This is a genomic window from Candidatus Aquiluna sp. UB-MaderosW2red (assembly GCF_900100865.1).
Classification (GTDB): Bacteria; Actinomycetota; Actinomycetes; order Actinomycetales; family Microbacteriaceae; genus Aquiluna.
Genome location: NZ_LT627734.1, coordinates 1509899 through 1529559 on the forward strand (window position 1 = coordinate 1509899; position 19661 = coordinate 1529559).

General features: G+C 51.4%; 16 protein-coding genes, 1 tRNA gene, 1 other RNA gene and 1 pseudogene. 8 read left to right on the forward strand and 11 right to left on the reverse strand.

Features of this window, described 5'->3' with window-relative positions; genetic code table 11:
- Positions 1-8: 8 nt before the first annotated feature.
- The gene (locus tag BLP47_RS07700; RefSeq protein WP_091852394.1) at positions 9-2558 is read left to right on the forward strand and encodes a transglycosylase domain-containing protein; all 2550 of its coding nucleotides are present in this window, start codon (positions 9-11) and stop codon (positions 2556-2558) included.
- Positions 2549-3376, forward strand: a complete 828-nt coding sequence (locus BLP47_RS07705) for a metallophosphoesterase (protein WP_091852397.1) — start codon at positions 2549-2551, stop codon at positions 3374-3376. Before BLP47_RS07700 ends, BLP47_RS07705 begins: the two co-directional genes overlap by 10 nt.
- Here BLP47_RS07705 and BLP47_RS07710 read toward each other — a convergent pair.
- From BLP47_RS07710 to BLP47_RS07755, 10 genes and pseudogenes are all read right to left on the reverse strand, one after another.
- Positions 3373-4440, reverse strand: coding sequence for an aspartate-semialdehyde dehydrogenase (locus BLP47_RS07710; RefSeq protein WP_091852400.1), 1068 nt, complete (start codon positions 4438-4440; stop codon positions 3373-3375). The two genes, BLP47_RS07705 and BLP47_RS07710, sit on opposite strands and share 4 nt — an antisense overlap.
- A 3-nt stretch (positions 4441-4443) precedes the next feature.
- Positions 4444-5709, reverse strand: a complete 1266-nt coding sequence (locus BLP47_RS07715) for an aspartate kinase (RefSeq protein WP_091852403.1) — start codon at positions 5707-5709, stop codon at positions 4444-4446.
- A 56-nt stretch (positions 5710-5765) separates the two neighbouring features.
- Positions 5766-6362 (reverse strand): recombination mediator RecR, encoded by a 597-nt coding sequence (recR, locus tag BLP47_RS07720; RefSeq protein ID WP_091852407.1) that lies wholly within the window; start codon positions 6360-6362, stop codon positions 5766-5768.
- A gap of 203 nt (positions 6363-6565) precedes the next feature.
- Positions 6566-8077, reverse strand: a pseudogene (locus BLP47_RS07725) (DNA polymerase III subunit gamma and tau); the annotation flags it as partial.
- A gap of 59 nt (positions 8078-8136) precedes the next feature.
- An RNA gene (gene ffs, locus BLP47_RS07730) (signal recognition particle sRNA small type) lies at positions 8137-8232 on the reverse strand.
- Between the two features lie 39 nt (positions 8233-8271).
- The gene (locus BLP47_RS07735; protein ID WP_091852413.1) at positions 8272-9363 is read right to left on the reverse strand and encodes a Fic family protein; all 1092 of its coding nucleotides are present in this window, start codon (positions 9361-9363) and stop codon (positions 8272-8274) included.
- Positions 9364-9419: 56 nt separating this feature from the next.
- Positions 9420-10907: a CoA-acylating methylmalonate-semialdehyde dehydrogenase gene (locus BLP47_RS07740; protein ID WP_091853095.1), complete on the reverse strand. Its 1488-nt coding sequence runs from the start codon at positions 10905-10907 to the stop codon at positions 9420-9422.
- Between the two features lie 45 nt (positions 10908-10952).
- Entirely contained in the window at positions 10953-11783 is an 831-nt protein-coding gene (locus BLP47_RS07745) for an alpha/beta fold hydrolase (RefSeq protein WP_091852416.1), read from the reverse strand.
- 155 nt (positions 11784-11938) lie between these two features.
- The gene (gene pntB, locus BLP47_RS07750; RefSeq protein WP_091852419.1) at positions 11939-13336 is read right to left on the reverse strand and encodes a Re/Si-specific NAD(P)(+) transhydrogenase subunit beta; all 1398 of its coding nucleotides are present in this window, start codon (positions 13334-13336) and stop codon (positions 11939-11941) included.
- Positions 13333-14868, reverse strand: a complete 1536-nt coding sequence (locus BLP47_RS07755) for a Re/Si-specific NAD(P)(+) transhydrogenase subunit alpha (protein ID WP_091853098.1) — start codon at positions 14866-14868, stop codon at positions 13333-13335. Before BLP47_RS07755 ends, pntB begins: the two co-directional genes overlap by 4 nt.
- A 339-nt stretch (positions 14869-15207) precedes the next feature.
- Between BLP47_RS07755 and BLP47_RS07760 the strand changes: the two genes are divergently transcribed.
- From BLP47_RS07760 to BLP47_RS07770, 3 genes are all read left to right on the forward strand, one after another.
- Positions 15208-15295, forward strand: a tRNA-Ser gene (locus BLP47_RS07760).
- A gap of 129 nt (positions 15296-15424) precedes the next feature.
- Positions 15425-15871, forward strand: a complete 447-nt coding sequence (locus BLP47_RS07765) for a MarR family winged helix-turn-helix transcriptional regulator (RefSeq protein ID WP_091852422.1) — start codon at positions 15425-15427, stop codon at positions 15869-15871.
- A complete protein-coding gene (locus BLP47_RS07770) occupies positions 15861-16775 on the forward strand; it encodes a hypothetical protein (protein ID WP_091852425.1) in 915 nt (304 codons plus the stop codon). Before BLP47_RS07765 ends, BLP47_RS07770 begins: the two co-directional genes overlap by 11 nt.
- Before the next feature lie 271 nt (positions 16776-17046).
- On the opposite strand, the gene BLP47_RS07775 is transcribed toward BLP47_RS07770, so the two are convergent.
- On the reverse strand, positions 17047-17979 hold the full coding sequence (locus tag BLP47_RS07775) for a GGDEF domain-containing protein (RefSeq protein WP_157671588.1): 933 nt from the start codon (positions 17977-17979) through the stop codon (positions 17047-17049).
- Between the two features lie 83 nt (positions 17980-18062).
- On the opposite strand from BLP47_RS07775, the gene BLP47_RS08480 reads away from it, so the two are divergent.
- The 3 genes from BLP47_RS08480 (at position 18063) to BLP47_RS07785 (ending at position 19609) form a co-directional block, all read left to right on the forward strand.
- Positions 18063-18200, forward strand: a complete 138-nt coding sequence (locus BLP47_RS08480) for a hypothetical protein (RefSeq protein ID WP_157671590.1) — start codon at positions 18063-18065, stop codon at positions 18198-18200.
- A gap of 93 nt (positions 18201-18293) precedes the next feature.
- Entirely contained in the window at positions 18294-19013 is a 720-nt protein-coding gene (locus BLP47_RS07780) for an EAL domain-containing protein (RefSeq protein WP_157671592.1), read from the forward strand.
- A complete protein-coding gene (locus BLP47_RS07785; RefSeq protein WP_091852434.1) occupies positions 19010-19609 on the forward strand; it encodes a GAF domain-containing protein in 600 nt (199 codons plus the stop codon). Before BLP47_RS07780 ends, BLP47_RS07785 begins: the two co-directional genes overlap by 4 nt.
- The last annotated feature ends 52 nt before the right edge of the window (positions 19610-19661 follow it).

Genomic DNA, 19661 nt, shown 5'->3' on the forward strand with positions numbered 1-19661 from the left:
TAGAGTCTATGTCCGGAAAGTCAAAAGGTTCGGCGCTCACAACTTTTCTAAAGTTTGGTCTGTTCAGCGCTGTAGCGGGAGTCTTATCTGTCGCACTCCTAGCACCTGCAGTCGCAGTTGCCGGAGTTGCGGCCTCTACCGGCATAGGCATGTTCGAAGGACTTCCAAGTTATATTCGCCCGGTTAATTCGGCCGAGTCATCCACGGTCTACGCGCTAAAAAATGGCGTGCCGGTCAAGATGGCGACCTTCTTCCACGAGAACCGGGTTGAAGTTCCATTTGAGGACATCTCCCCGAACCTGGTCAACGCGGTAATCGCGACAGAGGACCCAAGATTTTATGAGCACGGCGGCGTAGACATTATTTCGCTGGTGCGCGCGGCACTTACCAATCTCGCAACCTTTGGTGATGGTCCGGGAGCTTCCACAATCACAATGCAATACGTGCGGCAGTCTCTAGTTGAAGCCGCCAACCTCTCGGGAGACGCGAGCGCAATCGCAGCCGCTACCGAGGTGACTATCGAGCGAAAGCTGCGAGAAATCAGGCTTTCAATTGCGCTTGAACAGCAATTCAGCAAAAAAGACATTCTTGCCGGCTACCTGAACTTGGTTTTTTTGGGCAATCAGATTAACGGTGTTGAGACTGCTTCGCAGTACTACTTCGGAATAAGCGCCAAGGACCTGAACATTCCGCAGGCTGCCTACCTTGCCGCCATGCTGAAATCTCCGAACGATTACAAACCCGATGAAGCAGCCAACCTTGAGCGCGGCATAGGGCGTCGCAACTACGTGCTCCAGCAAATGGCAGACGCTGGGTATATCTCCTTTGAGCAAGCCGAGTCCTATAAGACCTCTCCAATTCAGACCAAAATCACTAAAACCAGGCAGGGTTGCCAGGAGAACCAGGTAACCGCTTTTTTCTGCGACTTCACCGTGTGGACAATTCGAAACTCGCCCGAGTTCGGTGTCACCCCGGAGGAGCGTGAGATTCTGCTTCGCCGCGGCGGCCTGGAGATTTACACCAGTTTAGATTTGTCGGTTCAGCAGGTGGCCTGGGACACCACAATGGAAGACCTACCTCCCGAGAACGAGTGGGGCTTTGGCACCGCGTCAGTCTCGGTTGAAGTTGGAACCGGAAGAATAATTTCGATGGCCCAGAACAGATATTTTGATCAATCCACCGAGCCGGTACTTGGCGGCACGAGCGTGAACTACAACACCGATAAAAACTACGGCGGCTCATCTGGATTCCAGCCCGGATCTACCTATAAGGTCTTCACCTTGGCCCAGTGGCTAAAAGATGGTCACACCCTGGGTGAACACGTGGATGGTCGAATCTTCACCGGTGAAGATGTCGACCTCGATGGCAAACCCGACCCGGTGAAAATCTGGAATGTTGAAAAGGATTTCCGTGCCAGCTGTGGCGGGGTGGCAGGGCTTTGGGAGGTCAATAACTCAGGTGATAAGACCGTAGATGACATAAGCGTTTTTCAAGCGGTTGTGACTTCCCAGAACACCGCCTTTGCGGCAATGGCAGCTCAGCTGGATCTTTGTGCGATTAGGGACACTGCAGCAGCATTTGGTGTCCATCGCGCCGATGGTGCTGAGCTTGAATACTTCCCCGCATCAATTTTGGGCACTAACGAAATCTCGCCTCTAGCTATGGCTGCGGCTTACGCCGGAATCTCCAATGCCGGCCTTTACTGCTCACCAGTAGCGATTGATAAGGTGCTACTAAGAAGAACAAAGGAAGAACTTCCGGTTCCAAAGACCCAGTGCTCTCAAGCTGTAACTCCTGAAATTGCGGCAGCAATGACCCAGGTTATGCGCTCGGTAGTTTCGGGTGGTACCGGTGCGGCGGCGAACCCGGGTGATGGCACCCCGCTAGCCGGTAAAACTGGAACAACCGACCGAAGAATCCACACCTGGATGACCGGCTTCTCATCAAAGGTTGCCACCGCAACCTGGGTAGGTAACGTAGTGGGCCTCACATCGCAATCTTCTAAGAGCATCAATGGCAGGGCCGTGTCGACGATTCGCCACTCGATCTGGAAAGAGATCATGCGAGAGGTCGATAAGCACTATGAAGGTGAAGCCTTCCCAAGCCCAGACCCAAAGTATGTTATTGCTCCCATGGTCACGGTCCCAGAGGTTACCGGTTTTGAATTAGAGAGCGCGAAGGTTCAGTTAGTCACTGCAGGCCTGAGCATGCAGGTTATTACCAGAGAAGTTGCCTCCAGCCAGCCGGTTGGCGCAATTGCCTACACAACCCCAGAATTTGGAACCCCAGTTCCCAAGGGCTCGATTGTCAAAGTCTTCATTTCCTCCGGTGGAAAAATAGTGGTTCCGAACATTGCGGGTATGGATTACACGAATGCCTTTGCCACTTTGCAGGAACTCGGCCTGACCCCCTCTTTCCCACAACCAAGTCAGTTAAGCCTGAATTCAAGGTGTGATCCAATCTGGCCAAACGATCTAGCAATTGGAACTTCGCCCGCCGTGGGGACCGAGGTTTCCAATGCCAGTGCAATCTTGGTCATACCAAATAAATGTGGCTAGCCGGCAATAGTGGGCCCTTTCAGCTGATTGAAAAATCCGTCGAAATCGGAGTCAAATCCGCATTCACCATCCTGCATATTTCAGATTTACACTTCGCCCCGGGTCAAAACAAAAAAGCCCACTACCTAAAAGAACTCGCCGAACTTGAGCCCGACCTTGTAATCAACACCGGTGATAACCTCGGACACTCTCAGGCCATCAATCCAACACTTAGCGCGCTGGCACCGCTATTGGATCTTCCAGGGGTGTTTGTGAATGGTTCAAACGACTACCGAGCGCCGAAGCCAAGAAATCCTCTGAAATACTTCCAAGGGCCCTCTCAGGCTAATAACGCAAATACCCTTGACACCAACCGATTTACTCGAGAGCTTGAAACAGCTGGCTGGCTTAATCTCAATAATCGAGCTGGCTCGATAGATATCAAAGGATCAAGGCTGGGCTTTTTGGGACTGGATGACCCTCATGAAGATCTGGATAATCTTCAGGGTCTCACAAAGCAGCGCCTCAGCGTTGATTCGGCCGAAGTCATATTCGGTATAGCTCACGCCCCCTATCTTCGAGTAATTGAGAGCTTCACCAAGCTTGACGCGAGCTTGATCTTTGCCGGCCACACCCACGGCGGTCAGATTTGCCTGCCCGGTCAAAGCGCTCTGGTGACAAACTGCGATTTGCCAACCCAACACGCTTCTGGGCTCTCGGCCTGGGAGTTTGGCGATAAGCAGTCAATACTTCACGTGTCCCAAGGGCTGGGCTGTTCGATTTACGCTCCAGTGAGGCTCTTCTGCCCCCCGAGCGCGACGCTCTTGACTATTTCTTAGCCAAGCTCCTGGGCAACTAGTTCTGCTATTTCATAGGTGTTCAGAGCCGCGCCTTTTCGAAGATTATCTCCCACTACGAATAAGTCAATTGAGTTCTCAAAGTCCTCGGATTGCCTGATTCGGCCGACAAAGGTCGGGTCCTGCCCTGCAACATGAACCGGGGTTGGGAAAATGCCTTTTTCGGGATCATCCATCACCACGATGGTGGGCTGAAGCTCTAGCTCAGCACGAACCTGGTCCGCGGTTAGCTTGTTTTTGAAAGTCGCGTGAACCGCTAGGGAGTGAGCAACCTGCACCGGCACCCTCACGCAGGTGGCAGAAACCTTGAGATCTTTAATTCCAAGAATCTTGCGGGACTCGTTTCTGACCTTTAGCTCTTCAGATGTGTGGCCGCCAGCCTGGAAGCCGCCAGCTGCTGGAATGACATTTAGCGCAATTGGGTTTCCCCAAGGTGAGTCAGCCTGGCTGATTCCGGCCTTAGCGATAATCTCGGACACATTATCTGACCTCAGTCCCGCGTCCAAGTTCCCTGCTACAGCAGCTATCTCCCTGGCCAGCTGGTCAATACCGACACTGCCTGCACCGGATACCGCCTGATAACTAGAAACTACCAACTCGGTGAGCTGCCACTTTTTATGCAACGCGCCAAGAGCAGCCATCATCGTCAAAGTGGTGCAATTTGGGTTAGAAATAATGCCTAGTGGTCTCGACTTTGCAGCAAAAGGGTTCACCTCGGGGACCACCAGTGGCACCTCAGGGTTCATCCGAAACGCGCCAGAATTATCAATTGCAACAACGCCCTTGCCAGCGGCAATGGGGGCCCAGATCTCAGAAACCTCGTCTGGCACGTCAAACATTGCTATGTCGATGCCATCGAAAGCCGCTTCGGTGAGTTCCACCACAACGTGCTTAGAGCCGTGGACCATGATTTCTTTGCCTGCGGAGCGCTTGGAAGCAATTAGCCTGATTTCGCCCCAGATGTTTTCGCGAGCATTGATGATCTCAATCATCACCGAGCCGACGGCTCCAGTTGCTCCGACTAGTGCGAGGTTTGGCTTGGACATTATTTACCTTCCGGTTCCTGCGTAGATGATTGCGGTGTCAGCGGCATCCAATTCGAATGCAGTGTGCACCGCTCGAGTGGCATCCTTTAGCTGGCTAGCGCGGGTGATAACCGAAACCCGAATCTCCGAGGTGGAGATCATTTCAATATTGATTCCAGCTCGAGCCAAAGCTCCAAAAAGCTTGGCCGAGACTCCCGAAGAAGTCTTCATGCCGGCCCCAACTATCGAAAGCTTGCCAATTTCGTCATCGTAGCTAACACCCTCAAAACCAACCTCGGCTTGCTTGGAGCGCAGTGCTTCAACCACCTTGGGCCGCTCCGAATGGGGAAGTGTGATTGAAATATCGCTGAGCTGAGTGTCTTGGGAGGAAGAGTTCTGCACGATCATGTCGATGTTCACCCCAGCCTCCGCAACTATCTGGAACACCTCCGCTGCCTTGCCGGGGATATCTGGCAGGCCAATGATGGTGATCTTGGATTGAGTATCGTCGGTTGTGACACCTGAAACAACTGGTTCTTCCATTTCATCTCCTGGCTTTGTCGTGTAAACAAGGGTTCCTGAATCGGCGCTAAAGGTTGATCTCACGCGAAGCGGCACGCCGTGTCTTCTTGCAAATTCAACCGCGCGTATGTACAAAATCTTGGCCCCCGAAGAGGAAAGCTCGAGCATTGACTCAATATCTATCTGAGCGAGTTTCCTGGCCCTTGGGACAATCCGAGGATCGGCGGTATAGACACCATCGACATCCGAGTAGATCTCACAGACATCAGCATTCAATGCCGAAGCCAGAGCCACTGCCGTTGTGTCAGAACCCCCGCGACCCAAAGTCGTGACATCGCCAGTTTCAAAACTGAAGCCTTGAAACCCTGCAACAATCGCAACCTCCCCGGCTTTTAGAGCCTCTCGAATGCGCACGGGCTCAATCTTCCAGATTCGGGCCGAGCCGTGATCGGAATCTGTCGAAATGCCCGCCTGATATCCGGTGAAAGACTTTGCCTTGCCGCCTTGTTCCTGGATTGCCATAGCGAGTACGGACATTGAAATCCGTTCACCCGCAGTGAGCAACATGTCCATCTCACGACTATCTCGCTTTGAAGACACCGAATCCGCCAAATCAACTAGATCGTCGGTGGTGTCCCCCATCGCCGAGACCACAACGCAAACGTCGTTGCCTTGGGCCTGGGTTTGCAAGATGCGCGCGGCAACGTGCTTGATCTTCTCAGCGTCTGAGACGGAAGATCCTCCGAATTTTTGCACGATTAGTGCCAAGGGGGGCTCCTTGGAAAATTAGGGATGAGGTGCCTGCATTGGCATAGCCACATAGTCTAGTTGACTCTGCGCCTACCCTCAAAGGCTCGGCCAAGTGTCATGTCATCGGCGTATTCCAAATCCCCACCAACAGGCAAGCCAGAAGCAAGTTTGGTGACAGATATTTCCATCGAACCGAGTAACCGAGCCAAATAGGTGGCGGTGGCTTCTCCCTCTAGGTTTGGGTTGGTAGCCAAAATAACCTCGCGAATATCGGGATCGGCCAATCGCTTTAAGAGGTCTTTTATTCTGAGCTGGTCTGGGCCAATCCCCGAGATTGGGGAAATCGCTCCACCCAGCACGTGATAGCGGCCACGATATTCTCGAGTGCGTTCTATCGCATTGATGTCTTTGGACTCTTCTACAACGCAAATCAGACCCATGTCACGCTTTTGATCCAGGCAGATTCCACAGGTGTCGCTCTCGGTCACATTGCCGCAAATCCCGCAAAAGCGAACTTTTTCTTTGACCTCGCGCAAGATGTCTGAAAGTTTATGGGCGACATCGATATCTGCCTCAATTAGATAAAACGCAATCCGCTGAGCGGATTTCGGACCAACACCCGGGAGCCTTCCAAGTTCATCCATCAGTTCTTGCACTACGCCGTCATACATTATTTATCTTCACTTTTGATTGGTGTGGCCCCGAGAACTTCTCGAAGAATGAACTCTCCGGATCGCTCCGGATCTTTTTTAGGCTCTGGGAAGGTGTTCAAAACTTCAGTGAGAGGCTCTTCGTGATCCTCTGGTTCGGTGAATTCCTCTGGCGCAGTTGGTTCGATAATCGGGGCCAGTGGTTTTTGTTCTGGAGCCTCCGCAACCTTGGCCTTATATTTAACCTTCACGCCAAAGCGCTCGGCGATAGCGGTGCGAAGCACCTCAGCGGCCCCCTGCTGATTCTTGAAGGCGTCTACGTCTTTTTGGCTCTGGAACAAAAGGGTTAGCACATCATCACTAAAGTCAAGAACCTTGGTGGTGAAGGCAACCGCCCAAGCTGACCTGGACTTTTTTGCGACCTGCTCCATAATCTCTGGCCAACCATCCCTAAATGCAGAAGAAGAAAGGTTCGCCACTGCCGCTGCTGGTCGGGTCTGCTGAGGCTCGGCGGTTTTTGCTGGGGCCTGCTCGAAAGGCTTTGCTTGCGCCTTGAGCACGACTGGCTCCTGAACGATTGCTTCGGGTATTGACACGGTCGTGGCTTTGATCAGTGGGGTGCGGGGGGTGGCATCAATCGCTGGGGCGAGCACTCTGGCGCAGAGCAGCTCCAATTGAAGCCTTGGGTTTGAGGCGGCGCTTGTGTCACTCAGCGCTTTGGCGGTTGCCTCGGCGGCTTGGGTCAATTGATTCAAACCAAAGCGGTTGGCTTGAATAGTTAGGACTTCGAACTGTTCGGGACCTAAGCCGCGCAAGATTGCCTTGGCGGAGTCACCCAGTGAATTAACCAACATCAGGTCTCTGATGCGCTCGAGGAGGTCCTCTAGAAACCTTCTGGCATCTTGACCGGACTGAATTACTTTGTCCACCGCGCTAAAAGCCTTGGCCGCATCAATCTCAGCAAAGGCGTCAATCACCTCGGACATGAGCTGGTCATGGGTGAAGCCCAATAGGTTCACCGCACGCTCATACTCAATCTCTTTGGATTCGGTGCCGGCGATCAGCTGATCTAAAAGCGATAAAGCATCGCGCACCGAGCCACCGGAGGCCCTAACCACCAGTGGCATAACCCCGCCCTGAGCGGTGTAGTCCTCGGATTCTAAGACCTGAGTCAGGTACTCCAATAGTTCCCCCGGTGGAACTAAGCGAAACGGGTAGTGGTGGGTGCGAGAGCGGATTGTGCCAATAACTTTTTCGGGTTCGGTGGTCGCAAAAATGAACTTCACGTGGGCCGGTGGTTCTTCAACAATCTTTAGCAGCGCATTGAATCCTTGGGGGGTGACCATGTGAGCCTCATCGAGGATGAAAATCTTATATCTATCGCGAGCCGGGGCGAAGATTGCTCGCTCGCGAAGGTCTCTTGCATCATCAACGCCGTTGTGACTCGCGGCATCAATCTCAACTACATCCAAAGAACCCGAACCGCCATTTGCTAGCTCGATACAACTTGGGCACTTGCCGCAAGGGGTGTCGGTTGGGCCCTCAGCGCAGTTCAAACACCGGGCCAGGATTCTGGCAGAGGTCGTCTTACCGCAACCTCTTGGGCCAGAGAATAAATAAGCGTGATTCACGCGGTCTGCGCGGAGCGCAGTCATTAGAGGTTCAGTGACCTGGGTTTGGCCAATCAACTCGGCAAAAGACTCCGGGCGGTATCGACGATATAGGGCTGTGGTCACGATGCAAGCCTAACTTGCCCAAGGAACATTGAGTGCTTTGGCTAGCGCTGCTGTGGAGAAAAAGCGACTCCCCGTGCACCCGTCAGAGCTCAGTTACCCTTGCTACCTTTCGGTCCTGGGGGATTAGCCAAGATGACGCCACACGAGGAGTCATTCAAAATTCTATCTTGCCCATTTGGGTGTTTGGAATTTGGTTAGGAAAACAAGCCGGTTACCGCTTGCCCGGGGCGGTAACTCCTGGCGTTATTCTCACCAATCGGCTCGAGAAGTTGATTTTCACAAAGTAGCGCCAGGTCTCTTGAGGCGGTCAATAAACCAACCCGATCCCCAGCCTCCAATAAAAGCTGGCGGTAAATCGAATTGGTTAGTCGATTCTGCGATTGCGCGTGAACCAGGGCTGGGACGCAGCGTTCATTTATACCCAAACTCTCAACCAGTTTCGAAATTAATACCCATTTTTTGGTCAAGTCTGCAGAATGCTGTTTGACAAAGTGAAGCTGTTCTAGGTGTGCCGAAAGCATGAAATTTAGCCAGGGTGAAGCATCGACCTTCGGATTCCATTGACCTTGACCGACGCCCGCCAACACTCGGTAATAGGCATCTGTGTTCATACCCAAATACTCCTCGACCGATAAAAATAGCGGGCTTGGCTTTTCCTCCTGCGCTAAAAGTGAGCTCTGCAAAACCCTTGCCAAGCGGCCATTGCCATCCGAGTAGGGATGAATGAGCAAAAGGTTCAGGTGCGCCATGGCGGCGTCGATGATCGCAATGCGATCCGGCCTTGGCGAATACCGCTTTATGAATTCACCCATTAGCTTTGGCAACTCTGCAGGCTCGGCCCCTTGATGAACTCTCAGACCGCTTCTTTGATCAACTACAGATATGTCTTTTTCCCGAAGGCTTGCAGAGTCACTGGAAGCCTGACCACCAAGAATCATGAAGTGAATTGCGTTCAGATAGTTCTGCTCTATCTTAAAATCTGGCGCTGCAGCCACGCGCAACAAAAAGCTCATCGCATCGCGATAGCCCGAAAGTGCCACCAAGGTTTCATCACTCAGATCTGCTGGCCCCTGATTCAAAAGCACCGAGTTCACAACCGAACTGGTGGCCTCGTAGCCCTCAATACCGGCAGAGAAACGAACCACTCGAGCCAGCGCCTGCCTTCTGAGGGTTCCGGTCCAAATCTTGGGCTCATTTAAGCTCGGCGCCAACTCTGCCTGCAATAACCAAATATCCTCGAGCATCAAAAGCTGAGCCCTAGTCAAACTTGGCGTTGCAACAAGCACCTAAGCCTCCAATGATAAATTGATAAATTCAATTTATCATTGATTCAGAATCTTTACTAGTTCTGCGGGAAACCTAAGTTAATGCCGCCGTGAGAAGGATCTGGCCAACGCGAGGTGACCACCTTGGTCTGAGTGAAGAACCTAAAGCCCTCTTCACCGTGAGCCCGGGAGTCTCCAAACAAAGAGTGCTTCCACCCGCCAAAGCTCTGATAGGCCACTGGCACCGGAATTGGCACGTTGATGCCGATCATCCCGACCTCTACCTCATTCTGAAAGCGCCTAGCAGCGCCGCCATCCGAGGTGAAGATGGCGGTGCCATTGCCGAACTCGGAAGAGTTGATCAAATTCAGCCCCTCGTCAAAGCTCTTCACTCGGACAATCGAGAGCACTGGCCCAAAGATCTCTTCGGTGTAAACCTTTGAAGTCAAAGGAACCTTGTCAATCAGAGTTGGGCCCAGCCAAAAACCATTTGCATCGCCATCGGGGTTTACCCCGCGGCCATCCACCAATACGTCAGCGCCATCTTGAATGGCGATGTCGATGTAGCTGGCGACTTTATCGCGGTGCTGCCTAGTTACTAATGGACCCATGTCACAGGAGCGACGACCATCGCCAACTCTAATTTTGGCGATGCGCTCAGTAATCTTTTGAATCATCTGATCGGCAATTGGCTCAACGGCCACAATGACCGAAATTGCCATGCAGCGCTCCCCCGCAGAGCCAAAGCCTGCATTAATCGCAGAGTCTGCCACCAGCTCAAGATCTGCGTCTGGCAGGACCAACATGTGGTTTTTGGCTCCACCAAGGGCCTGCACGCGCTTGCCGTTTTTGGCTGCGGTTTCATAGATATACCTGGCGATTGGCGTGGAGCCAACAAAGCTGATGGCTGAGACATCCGGGTGGTTTAGCAGCCCGTCCACGGCCTCCTTATCACCCTGCAAAACATTGAATACCCCGTTTGGCAACCCGGCCTCAGTCCAAAGCCGGGCCATCCAAATCGCGGCCGATGGGTCTTTCTCACTTGGCTTCAGAATCACGGCATTGCCAGCGGCAATAGCCACTGGGAAAAACCACATCGGCACCATTGCCGGAAAGTTGAAGGGGCTGATGATCCCCACCACACCAAGTGGCTGCTTGATTGAATAAACATCGACGGAGGTTGACGCATTCTCGGAGAACTCCCCCTTCAAAAGATGCGGCATGCCGCAGGCAAACTCCACCACCTCTTGGCCACGAGTAATCTCACCCAGGGCATCAGACAAAACCTTGCCGTGCTCCATTGTGATTAGCTCAGCCAGCTCGCCCTTTTTGGCCTCGAGCAACTCTCGGAACTTAAAAATGATTGCTTGGCGCTTAGCCAATGATTGGTTTTTCCAGTCCACCGAAGCCTTTTTGGCGTTCGCCACCGCCAGCTCGATTTCCGCCTGGTTGGCAAAGCCAACCTGGCTAATCTCCACCCCGAGAGCCGGGTTGAACACCGGACCGTGACGGCCGGATTGTGAATTTAGAATCTGACCATTTACGTAGTGACCGATAAGGCTCATCTTTGAAACCAACTAACTGTTTTAGATACCTTTTATGCTAACCAATTACACCCTGGCATTTAGCCAATCAATCAGGTCTTTTGTGGCTTGGTCTTTATCTAGGTCATTTAGTAGCTCGTGAAAACCGCCAGGGTAAATCTTGAGCTCCTTATCAACCGATGAGATTTGCTCAAAGAGCGCCCTGGAGGAATTCACATCGGTTGAAGTGTCTTGGTCCCCGTGCATAATCAAGGTCGGAACTTTCCACTCCCCCACCTTTTGCCAAATCTCATCTGAGAGTTCAATCACCGTTTTAGCAACCAGGTTTTTAGCCTTGCCCGGGTAAAACATCGGGTCGTTCTCGGCATCGGTAATGATTTGCAGGTCTCGGCTAAGCGCCTCAAGCCCCGGCCTTGGCACTGCCACATCGGCATTGGGGGCAATTCTGCCCATGATGCCACCTAAGGCTCGCTCCCAAAGCTTTGAGGGCAAGTGAAGGGCTGAGCTTCCAATTACAGCCGCAGTGATGCCAGAGGGGTTTGCCATCACGCTTGCGGCCGTAACTAGGCCGCCCAGCGAATGCCCATAAAGAAAAGTCGGCAACCCTGAATTTGGCAGCAAACTGCGAGCCATCAGGTGATATTTCAAGCCCTCGTGCAGATCCACGAGGCCACGCTCACCATCACTTCTGCCGTGACCCGGAAGGTCAATGGCATAAACATCAAAATCGTTTTCTAAAAGCTTTGGAATCAGCTCGTTGTATTTGGCTACGTAGCGCTCGGAGTATTCGCCAAGGCCATGTTGCAATAAAAGCTGGGCCTTGGCCTTCTTGGAAGGCCAATGAAAGCCAGCAATTCCTTTTTTGATAGTCCAGGGAGTCGGTTTCAGTTCGTCCATTTACCTAGATTAGAGCTAGCGCAACCCTGTCGCTGAATCCAAATTGAAAAAAATATAACGGTTTCGATTTAGGGCAATACATATCTCCCGAGTCACTCAAGAAATCCTGCTCTGGCTATCAGTATCCGTGGGCCGAGTCTTCTGGCCGCGCAGTTTTATAAAGATTTTAGAATGTCTTCAACCCGGTCCTTGGCATCGCCGAAGAGCATCCTGGTGTTTTCCTTATAAAACAACGGGTTTGCTACACCGGCGTAGCCAGAGGCCATTGAGCGCTTAAACACGATCACGTTCTCAGCTTCCCAAACCTTTAGAACCGGCATGCCCGCGATAGGACTACCCGGGTTTTCTGTGGCTGCCGGGTTCACGGTGTCGTTAGCACCAATCACCAGAACCACCGAAGTCTTAGATAGCTCATCATTGATTTCATCCATCTCAAAGACGATGTCGTAGGGCACTTTTGCCTCTGCCAAAAGGACGTTCATGTGTCCTGGCAGACGGCCAGCCACCGGATGAATCCCAAAGCTGACATTCACGCCCTTGTCCCGCAGCCGCTTTGCTAGCTCTGCTACCGGATACTGGGCTTGAGCTACCGCCATGCCGTAACCCGGAGTGATAACCACGCTGCTGGCATTTCTGAGGAGCTCGGCTGCAGAGCCGGCATCGATCTCGGTGTGAACACCGGTCTCTTCTTCGGCCGAGCCTGGTGCCTCAATACCAAAACCACCTGCGATAACCGATATAAACGAGCGGTTCATGGCTCGACACATAATGTATGAAAGGTAAGCACCAGAAGAGCCAACAAGTGCGCCAGTCACGATCAGCAAGTTGTTGCTCAATAAAAAGCCCGTTGCCGCAGCTGCCCAACCTGAATAGCTGTTTAGCATAGATACAACCACCGGCATGTCCCCGCCGCCAATCGATGCAACTAGATGCCAACCAAGAGCCAGTGCTAACAGAGTTACGGCTATCAAAAGACCCAACTCCGGAGTCACCACATACCAAACCGTTAGCGCGACAAATGCAATAAGCGCCGAGAGGTTAAGTAGATTCTTCCCGGGGAGCATCAACGGTCTAGACGAAATCTTCGCTGAGAGTTTTAGGTAGGCGACGATCGAGCCAGTGAAGGTGACCGCACCGATAAAGACACCGATAAAAATCTCACCCCGGTGCACCCCGACCATGTCAGAAGCTAAATCTTGACTGTGAAGAGCTCCGTTCCAGCCGACTAACACTGCCGTCAGGCCTACGAAGCTGTGGAAAAGCGCGATTAGTTCCGGCATCCCCGTCATTGCGACAACTCTTGCGCGCCAGAGCCCAATGATCGCCCCTACCGCAAGTGCAATAATCAGAAGGACTAGTCCCAGTGAGGTCGACTCGTTCCACTCCCCAGAAAATGTGAGCCAGACCGTAGCGACCATAGCAACCGCCATCCCGGAAATTCCATAGGCAACGCCGGTCCTAGCGGTCTCGTGCTTGCTTAGGCCCGCAAGGCTCATGATGAACAAGATTGCGGCTGCAATATAGGCAGAATTTGCCAGTGCCAGAGCGTTCATCGGGTTTCCCCCTTCGAGAACATGTTGAGCATTCGACGGGTTACTGCGAAGCCTCCAAAGACGTTGATGCTCGCGAGCAGCACACCGATTGCCGCAAGAATTTGAATCAGCAGGCTAGGGTCTTTGATTTGCAGGATGGCAGCCAAAACCACAATGCCAGAGATTGCATTGGTAACGCTCATCAGTGGAGTGTGCAGTGCGTGATGCACCTTGCCAATAACGTAAAAGCCTACAACCGTCGAAAGCGTGAGAACCAAAAAGTGCTGCTGCAGTATCGGGGGCGCAAATGAAATAACTGCGGCCAACAAAACAATACCCAGACCGATCAGAACACTCTTGGTTGAAGCCGACATCTTTTTCTTCTCAGCCACCACTGGCTTCTCGGCCACGGCCGTGGCCGCGGCTGAGACTTGAATTGGGGGCGGTGGCCAAGTAACTTTGCCGGCATTGACTACCGTTACCGCACGCTGAACCACGTCATCAAGGTCCAACTCGAGCTTCCCTGCGGAGCCTGGGGTAAGAAGTTTTAGCAGGTTGAATAAGTTGGTTCCATAAAGCTGCGAAGACTGGGCTGGCAAGCGGCTCGGCAAATCGGTGTAGCCAAGAATGGTCACGCCGTTTTTGGTGACGATCTTTTTTCCAGCTACTGAACCCTCCACGTTGCCACCCTGAGCCGCGGCCATGTCCACAATTACGCTTCCAGACTTCATCAGCGCAACATCTTTTGCGGTGATTAGTTTCGGTGCCGGTCTACCCGGAATCAACGCGGTGGTAATAATAATGTCCACATCCATTGCCTGCTCGGTGTAAATCTCAGCAGCGCGTTTGTTATAGGCCTCAGATGTTGCCTTGGCATAGCCATCACCGGTTTGCATCTGCTCGTCAATCTCAACCGGCAGGTAAGAACCCCCGATGGACTTAACCTGCTCCGCGACCTCCGGTCTTGGATCAGTTGCCCTCACGATAGCCCCGAGACTAGAAGCCGAACCGATTGCCGCAAGTCCGGCGACCCCCGCTCCCGCAATCAAGACCTTGGCTGGGGGAACTTTTCCTGCGGCCGTGATTTGGCCCGTGAAAAAGCGACCAAATTCGTGCGCCGCCTCCACGACAGCTCGATAACCGGCGATATTCGCCATTGAACTGAGCACATCCATCGACTGGGCTCTGGAAATTCTTGGGACGGCGTCCATGGCAAGTGCAGTAACGCCCTGCTTTGCAAGTGCCTTCAATAACGCCGGCTTGAATGCAGGGCTCAGCATCCCCACCAGGGTAACTCCTGCTCGCATGTATTTAACCTCGGCCAAACTCGGAGCGTCGACCTTTAGAAGGACATCGCAGTTCCAGACTTTGGCCTTAGTGACAATCTTGGCTCCCGCGGCAACATAAGCCGCATCAGGAAAAGAAGCCCTAATCCCGGCTCCCTTTTCAACCTGGACCTCATAGCCCAAAGTTATGATCTTTTTTACGGTCTCCGGGGTAGCGGCAACTCTAGCCTCGCCCGGTGCTTCGGCAACAATTCCAATTACTGACATAAAGACTTCCTCGCTGAATCCCTTTGGCAACTCACCCAAGGCGCCTTGTATTCCAGAACACTCTATAGATTGTCTTTCTGCTAATCGGTCAACACGCCAAATGAATAATCTGACTCGAAAAAAACTCAAAATCCTTGGCTTCTAAAAATTAGAAAACACAGTCATAAAAACCCCTCAAAAAAACACTTGCCTAAGGCCGATCATTAGCTGGGCTACGAACTTTCACCTTTAGAGAATGACGGGGCTTATGTCTAGTTTCGGAGTTCCAATTGGCTGCGAGGTTTGAGCTTTGGCCTGATTTAGCAAAGAGCCACATATTCAAGTAGAGTGTTGGCTCCTGGAGAATTCGCCTAGTGGCCTATGGCGCACGCTTGGAAAGCGTGTTGGGTGCAAGCCCTCGGGGGTTCGAATCCCCCATTCTCCGCCAGCAGAAAACCCGCCAATCTTATGATTTGGCGGGTTTTTCACTACTCAAACATCAAGGTGGCGCAGCCGCTGTGTTCTAAATAACAGGCAAGAACTTGACTATTATTTAGTTAATTAGTTAACTTTATCCATGGCTACCAACCGAATAACCTTTACCCTCAATGAACTAGTTTCCGTTCTAAATGGAGCTGCTGATCGACTCCTTCGGGCAAACTTCTCACTGACCTACAGTCAGTTCCTGTTCATAGTCACCTTAGAAGGCCTTGGGAGATCGACAGCTGCTCACCTGGCCGAAAGCCTCGGTGTTTCAAGGGCTGCAGTGAGTCAAAGATTGACCTGGTTTGAACAGCGGAATCTGATAGATATTTCTAGGCCAAAGGGGAACCACAAAAATTTGTCACTAGCACTCACGGATGTCGGGCGTTCACTTGCGGTTAGTTCGGCAGATTTTCTAGAAAAAGAGTTCCGGACACTTTTCCAAGGCCTGCCTGAAGTAAACCTTGGCGAACTAGATAGCACCCTCAAGAAGATAACCTCGCAGCTCTTAGCCGATCAAGGGAACAAAATTGCTGCTTAGGGACCTGGTCAAGCCAGCTAGATTTCGATTTAGCAGGCCGCTTTACTGGATGGGGATTGCTTCACTAGTTTTATTCATCGCGCTGATTCCACTGTGGCTGATTGATCCAAGGACTGTTCAAGGGGTCTCCACTTGGGAAAAACCTCTTAAGTTCTTTATCTCAACTGTGATATTTTCAATGACCTATTCCTGGCTTAGCTCTTTTATCACCCGCGGGCAGAGACTTGTCAAGTGGGCTGGCTGGGTAATATTTATCGCTTTTTCGTTCGAACTTATCCTCATCACCGCAGTGGCGGCGTTCGCCAAAACGAGTCACTTCAACGTCTCGTCTCCCCTGGAAATTGTCATCTGGTCGCTGATGGCTATTTTCATTTCAGCAGTCCTTATTGCGACAGTGGTCCTCAGTTTGCTGATTCTCGGGGGTAGAAAACAAAATTACCTGGTTCGATTGGGTCTAGGACTCGGCAGCCTAAACACCGCAATCGGCATGGCACTGGCATTTTTGATGACCAGCCCAACGGCCAATCAGCTGGCAAATTTTCAGGGCATTGCCGGGGCTCATGGCGTGGGGGCTAAGGATGGGGGGCCGGGTTTACCCTTTCTTGGCTGGAGCACCGTTGCTGGCGACCTTAGGGTTGGGCACTTCTTTGGATTGCACTCAATTCAAGTTGCAATAGCCCTTGTGGCCATTGCCCTGATTTTGCCGATTGCGGCACGGACTCCCCTACTGGTTATAGGAAATTTTGCCTATTTGGGTTTTGTGATTATTACCGTAGTTCAAGCCCTGAGGGCAGAGTCATTCTCGAGCCCAAGCGAAACCACAATCACAAGCTTCATCGCACTTGGGAGCATTTCAGCTTTAGCCTTTGGGGGCTGGAACCTTGCGGCTCGCCGCAAGGCGTAGCTTCGACCTCCTAGATCCAACTGTTCGCTTGAAAAGTTCCTGTGATTTTTCTGATCGAGCACGGTTTTGAGCTTGATTGGTCGGCACATTTCGAAGAGGTGGCAAAGAGGTTACTGAAGCTGGCTGTGATTCTCGAACTTATTGAGCCGCCTCGATTAGTACCAGAATTTCCCTAATCATTGGTTCGTCTTAGGCCCGTCTCCCTAGTGAGACAAGCACGAACTTCGGGTTCCCTTATCTTCACCTAGAGCTACAGAAAGTCAGGCAAGTTTCATATTGTGGTGATTTTATAGCCAGCTTTGCCGTCAAATTTCACTTTATACATGGCTCGATCTGCGGCACCAAAAACATGTGACGCATCAGTTTTCGGATTCAGAACCAAAGCAACCCCAGCTGAAACAGTGACCTGACCATCAAATCCAGGAACACCCAAGGGCTGGCGCAAACGAAGCAACAAGGCTTCCATTAGATTCTCAACGCTGGATTTATTTTGGATCTTCGAACTTGCGATTGCAAACTCATCGCCACTTATTCGAGCCACCTCTCCACTTGTGTCCATGACTTCTTCAAGAATTCTTCCAATACCGATAAGTACTTGATCGCCCATTGCGTGCCCAAAATTATCGTTGATTGACTTGAAGTCATCGACGTCTAGAAATCCGAAAATAAAAGGAACTCCCTGAAGCTGAGATTCCTCTAGATGTCTCGTAACTCTTGCCTCCATTGCAGAACGACTCAACAGGCCAGTGAGTTGATCGTGCCGAATTAGGCCCTCAAGGCGCTCCACCTCAGATACGAACTGGCTCACATCACGAAACGCAGCGACAACTGTGTCCTGAGAAAGAGCCGAGACTTTATTCTCAAATGCCCCCACCCAGCCGTTTTCTCCATTTATCTCAACCACTAAGATTTGGGGCTCAGTGGACTGAAGTGCATTGTCGAATAACTTAGCTAATACATGCGACTCGTCCCTGGCTAAAGTCTCGCCAAGACTAACTCCGACTAATTCATCCGGTGTTTTGCCCGTGGGAGCCGCGGCCACAGGGTTCATATAGACAAGTTTGTATTCGGATTCGGACTCACTGGACTGCTCAACCCGCTTCCAAATTGCGAAACCGTCGCTTGAGGCATTTAATGCTTGGGCCAAAACATCCAATTGATTAGGAACAAGACCGCTCAAATCGCCCCTGCTTGGTAAAGCCACTATTCCCCCTTGAAATACCCCAGCTGGTAGAGTGCCGTAGGAGGCAATTATTCCATGGCCACTACATAACAATCAAATGCCAAATGAGCGAATCTAAAAAATATATTCCACCGGCTGGGGCCACAAGACCACTTCAAACCTTGCGGATGGCCAGAAACTCGATTAGGGATTCGATGTGGGGAATGCGAATGACCACAGAAAACAACGACTCTGATTATTAGGGAGTGTTGGCATCCGAATCGCATCCTGGATCGTTGCAAAGATGCAACGACGAAATCTGACTATCGGGAGAAATTTTTGATTATAGTGAATCTGTGGGTCAGGAAAATTTCAAACTTCGGGGGGTTCGGCTAGAGCCCTATTTTCAGCTGTATAAAAATCTTGATGACGAAGACGCTCGTGAGGGGGAAATCCTTACTCGGCTCGAATCAGGCCAAAGTGCATTTGAGTTTATTGCACAATTGGATTCCTTTGAGCACTTCCTATTACTCGAGTGGCTGATAGAGCAATCAGAGTTTTTGAAGGAAGAGTTCAACTTGCAATCCTCGATCAATGTCGACAACAGTGCAATCTTCTCACCAATGGGTCAAGCGCAATTTTTGAGGATTAGTGAAAAAGGGGTTCCTGGTACCACTTTTGAATTTACAGAAACCAATGCATTGCCACCCTCTGGTGAGATAAATAAGTTGTTTTTGGGCCTGCGCCAGAATGGTCACGTAACCGCTTTAGACGATTTCGGGTCCGGATTAAATGGCATGACCATGCTCACTGACTACGATTTTGACGTGGTGAAAATTGACCGCATGCTGACGATGGACCTGGGTCAGCGAACTGCAAAAGTGAAAGTGCTATCGCTGCTTTTTGAAATGCTAACTGCACTCAATAAATCCCATGTGGTCGAAGTTTACGAGTCGAGCGAGTCTTTTGAATTGATGGCAAATGCGGGCTATCGCGTGTTCCAAAGTTTCCAATTTTACAAACCCGTTCCATTTTCCGAACTAGGTCAAGTGCTAATCAGGAAGGTTAAGCAATGAATGAGTCCAATAGAAAATCAGATGCGGAGAGAGTTGAATTCTTACATTCGCTCGCCATTTTAGACACCGCACCTGATGAAAACTTGGAACGCATTGTAGAACTCTGTCGATTGATATTTGACGTACCGATCTCTGACATCTCACTGATTGACGGCGACCGACAGTGGTTCAAAAGCATGCAAGGTTTGAACCTAACCGAAAGTCCAAGACAAGATGCCATTTGCAACTTGACCATCGGGCAAGACGAGGTTTTCGAAATCCCAGACACCACCTTGCACGAGGTTGTGAGGGAAAACGTATTTGTGAAAGGCGACCCTGGCATCCGTTTTTACACTGGTGCCACCGTAACTATTTCCGGCCATAACATTGGGGCGTTGTGCGTTATGGATCTCAGGCCGCACGAACCAATGACTCAAGCGCAGCGTCAAATTCTTGATTTACTATCCAAAATTGTCGCCAGGGAAATTCAGGTGCAAAGCCTGCTTCGAAAAGCGCTGCCCGTCGTGATTAGTGCAGCCGAGACTTCAGGTCTGGCTTCCTTTCTTGGAACTGCTGAGACTGAAGACCTAGCCCAGAAGGATAATCCGGGTGCTTGACCGTGTCCAGCGGCTATTTTTAGTAATTGGTTTTGTTATGAAACCTTGCAGC

Bases quoted from the DNA above. Each gene is read 5' to 3' on its own strand.
- BLP47_RS07785 (WP_091852434.1), top strand. From the start codon at position 19,010: ATGAATGAGTCCAATAGAAAATCAGATGCGGAGAGAGTTGAATTCTTA.
- BLP47_RS07755 (WP_091853098.1), bottom strand. From the start codon at position 14,868: ATGTCAGTAATTGGAATTGTTGCCGAAGCACCGGGCGAGGCTAGAGTT.
- BLP47_RS07700 (WP_091852394.1), top strand. From the start codon at position 9: ATGTCCGGAAAGTCAAAAGGTTCGGCGCTCACAACTTTTCTAAAGTTT.
- BLP47_RS07705 (WP_091852397.1), top strand. From the start codon at position 2,549: ATGTGGCTAGCCGGCAATAGTGGGCCCTTTCAGCTGATTGAAAAATCC.
- BLP47_RS08480 (WP_157671590.1), top strand. From the start codon at position 18,063: ATGAGCGAATCTAAAAAATATATTCCACCGGCTGGGGCCACAAGACCA.
- BLP47_RS07745 (WP_091852416.1), bottom strand. From the start codon at position 11,783: ATGGACGAACTGAAACCGACTCCCTGGACTATCAAAAAAGGAATTGCT.
- recR (WP_091852407.1), bottom strand. From the start codon at position 6,362: ATGTATGACGGCGTAGTGCAAGAACTGATGGATGAACTTGGAAGGCTC.
- pntB (WP_091852419.1), bottom strand. From the start codon at position 13,336: ATGAACGCTCTGGCACTGGCAAATTCTGCCTATATTGCAGCCGCAATC.
- BLP47_RS07765 (WP_091852422.1), top strand. From the start codon at position 15,425: ATGGCTACCAACCGAATAACCTTTACCCTCAATGAACTAGTTTCCGTT.
- BLP47_RS07740 (WP_091853095.1), bottom strand. From the start codon at position 10,907: ATGAGCCTTATCGGTCACTACGTAAATGGTCAGATTCTAAATTCACAA.
- BLP47_RS07710 (WP_091852400.1), bottom strand. From the start codon at position 4,440: ATGTCCAAGCCAAACCTCGCACTAGTCGGAGCAACTGGAGCCGTCGGC.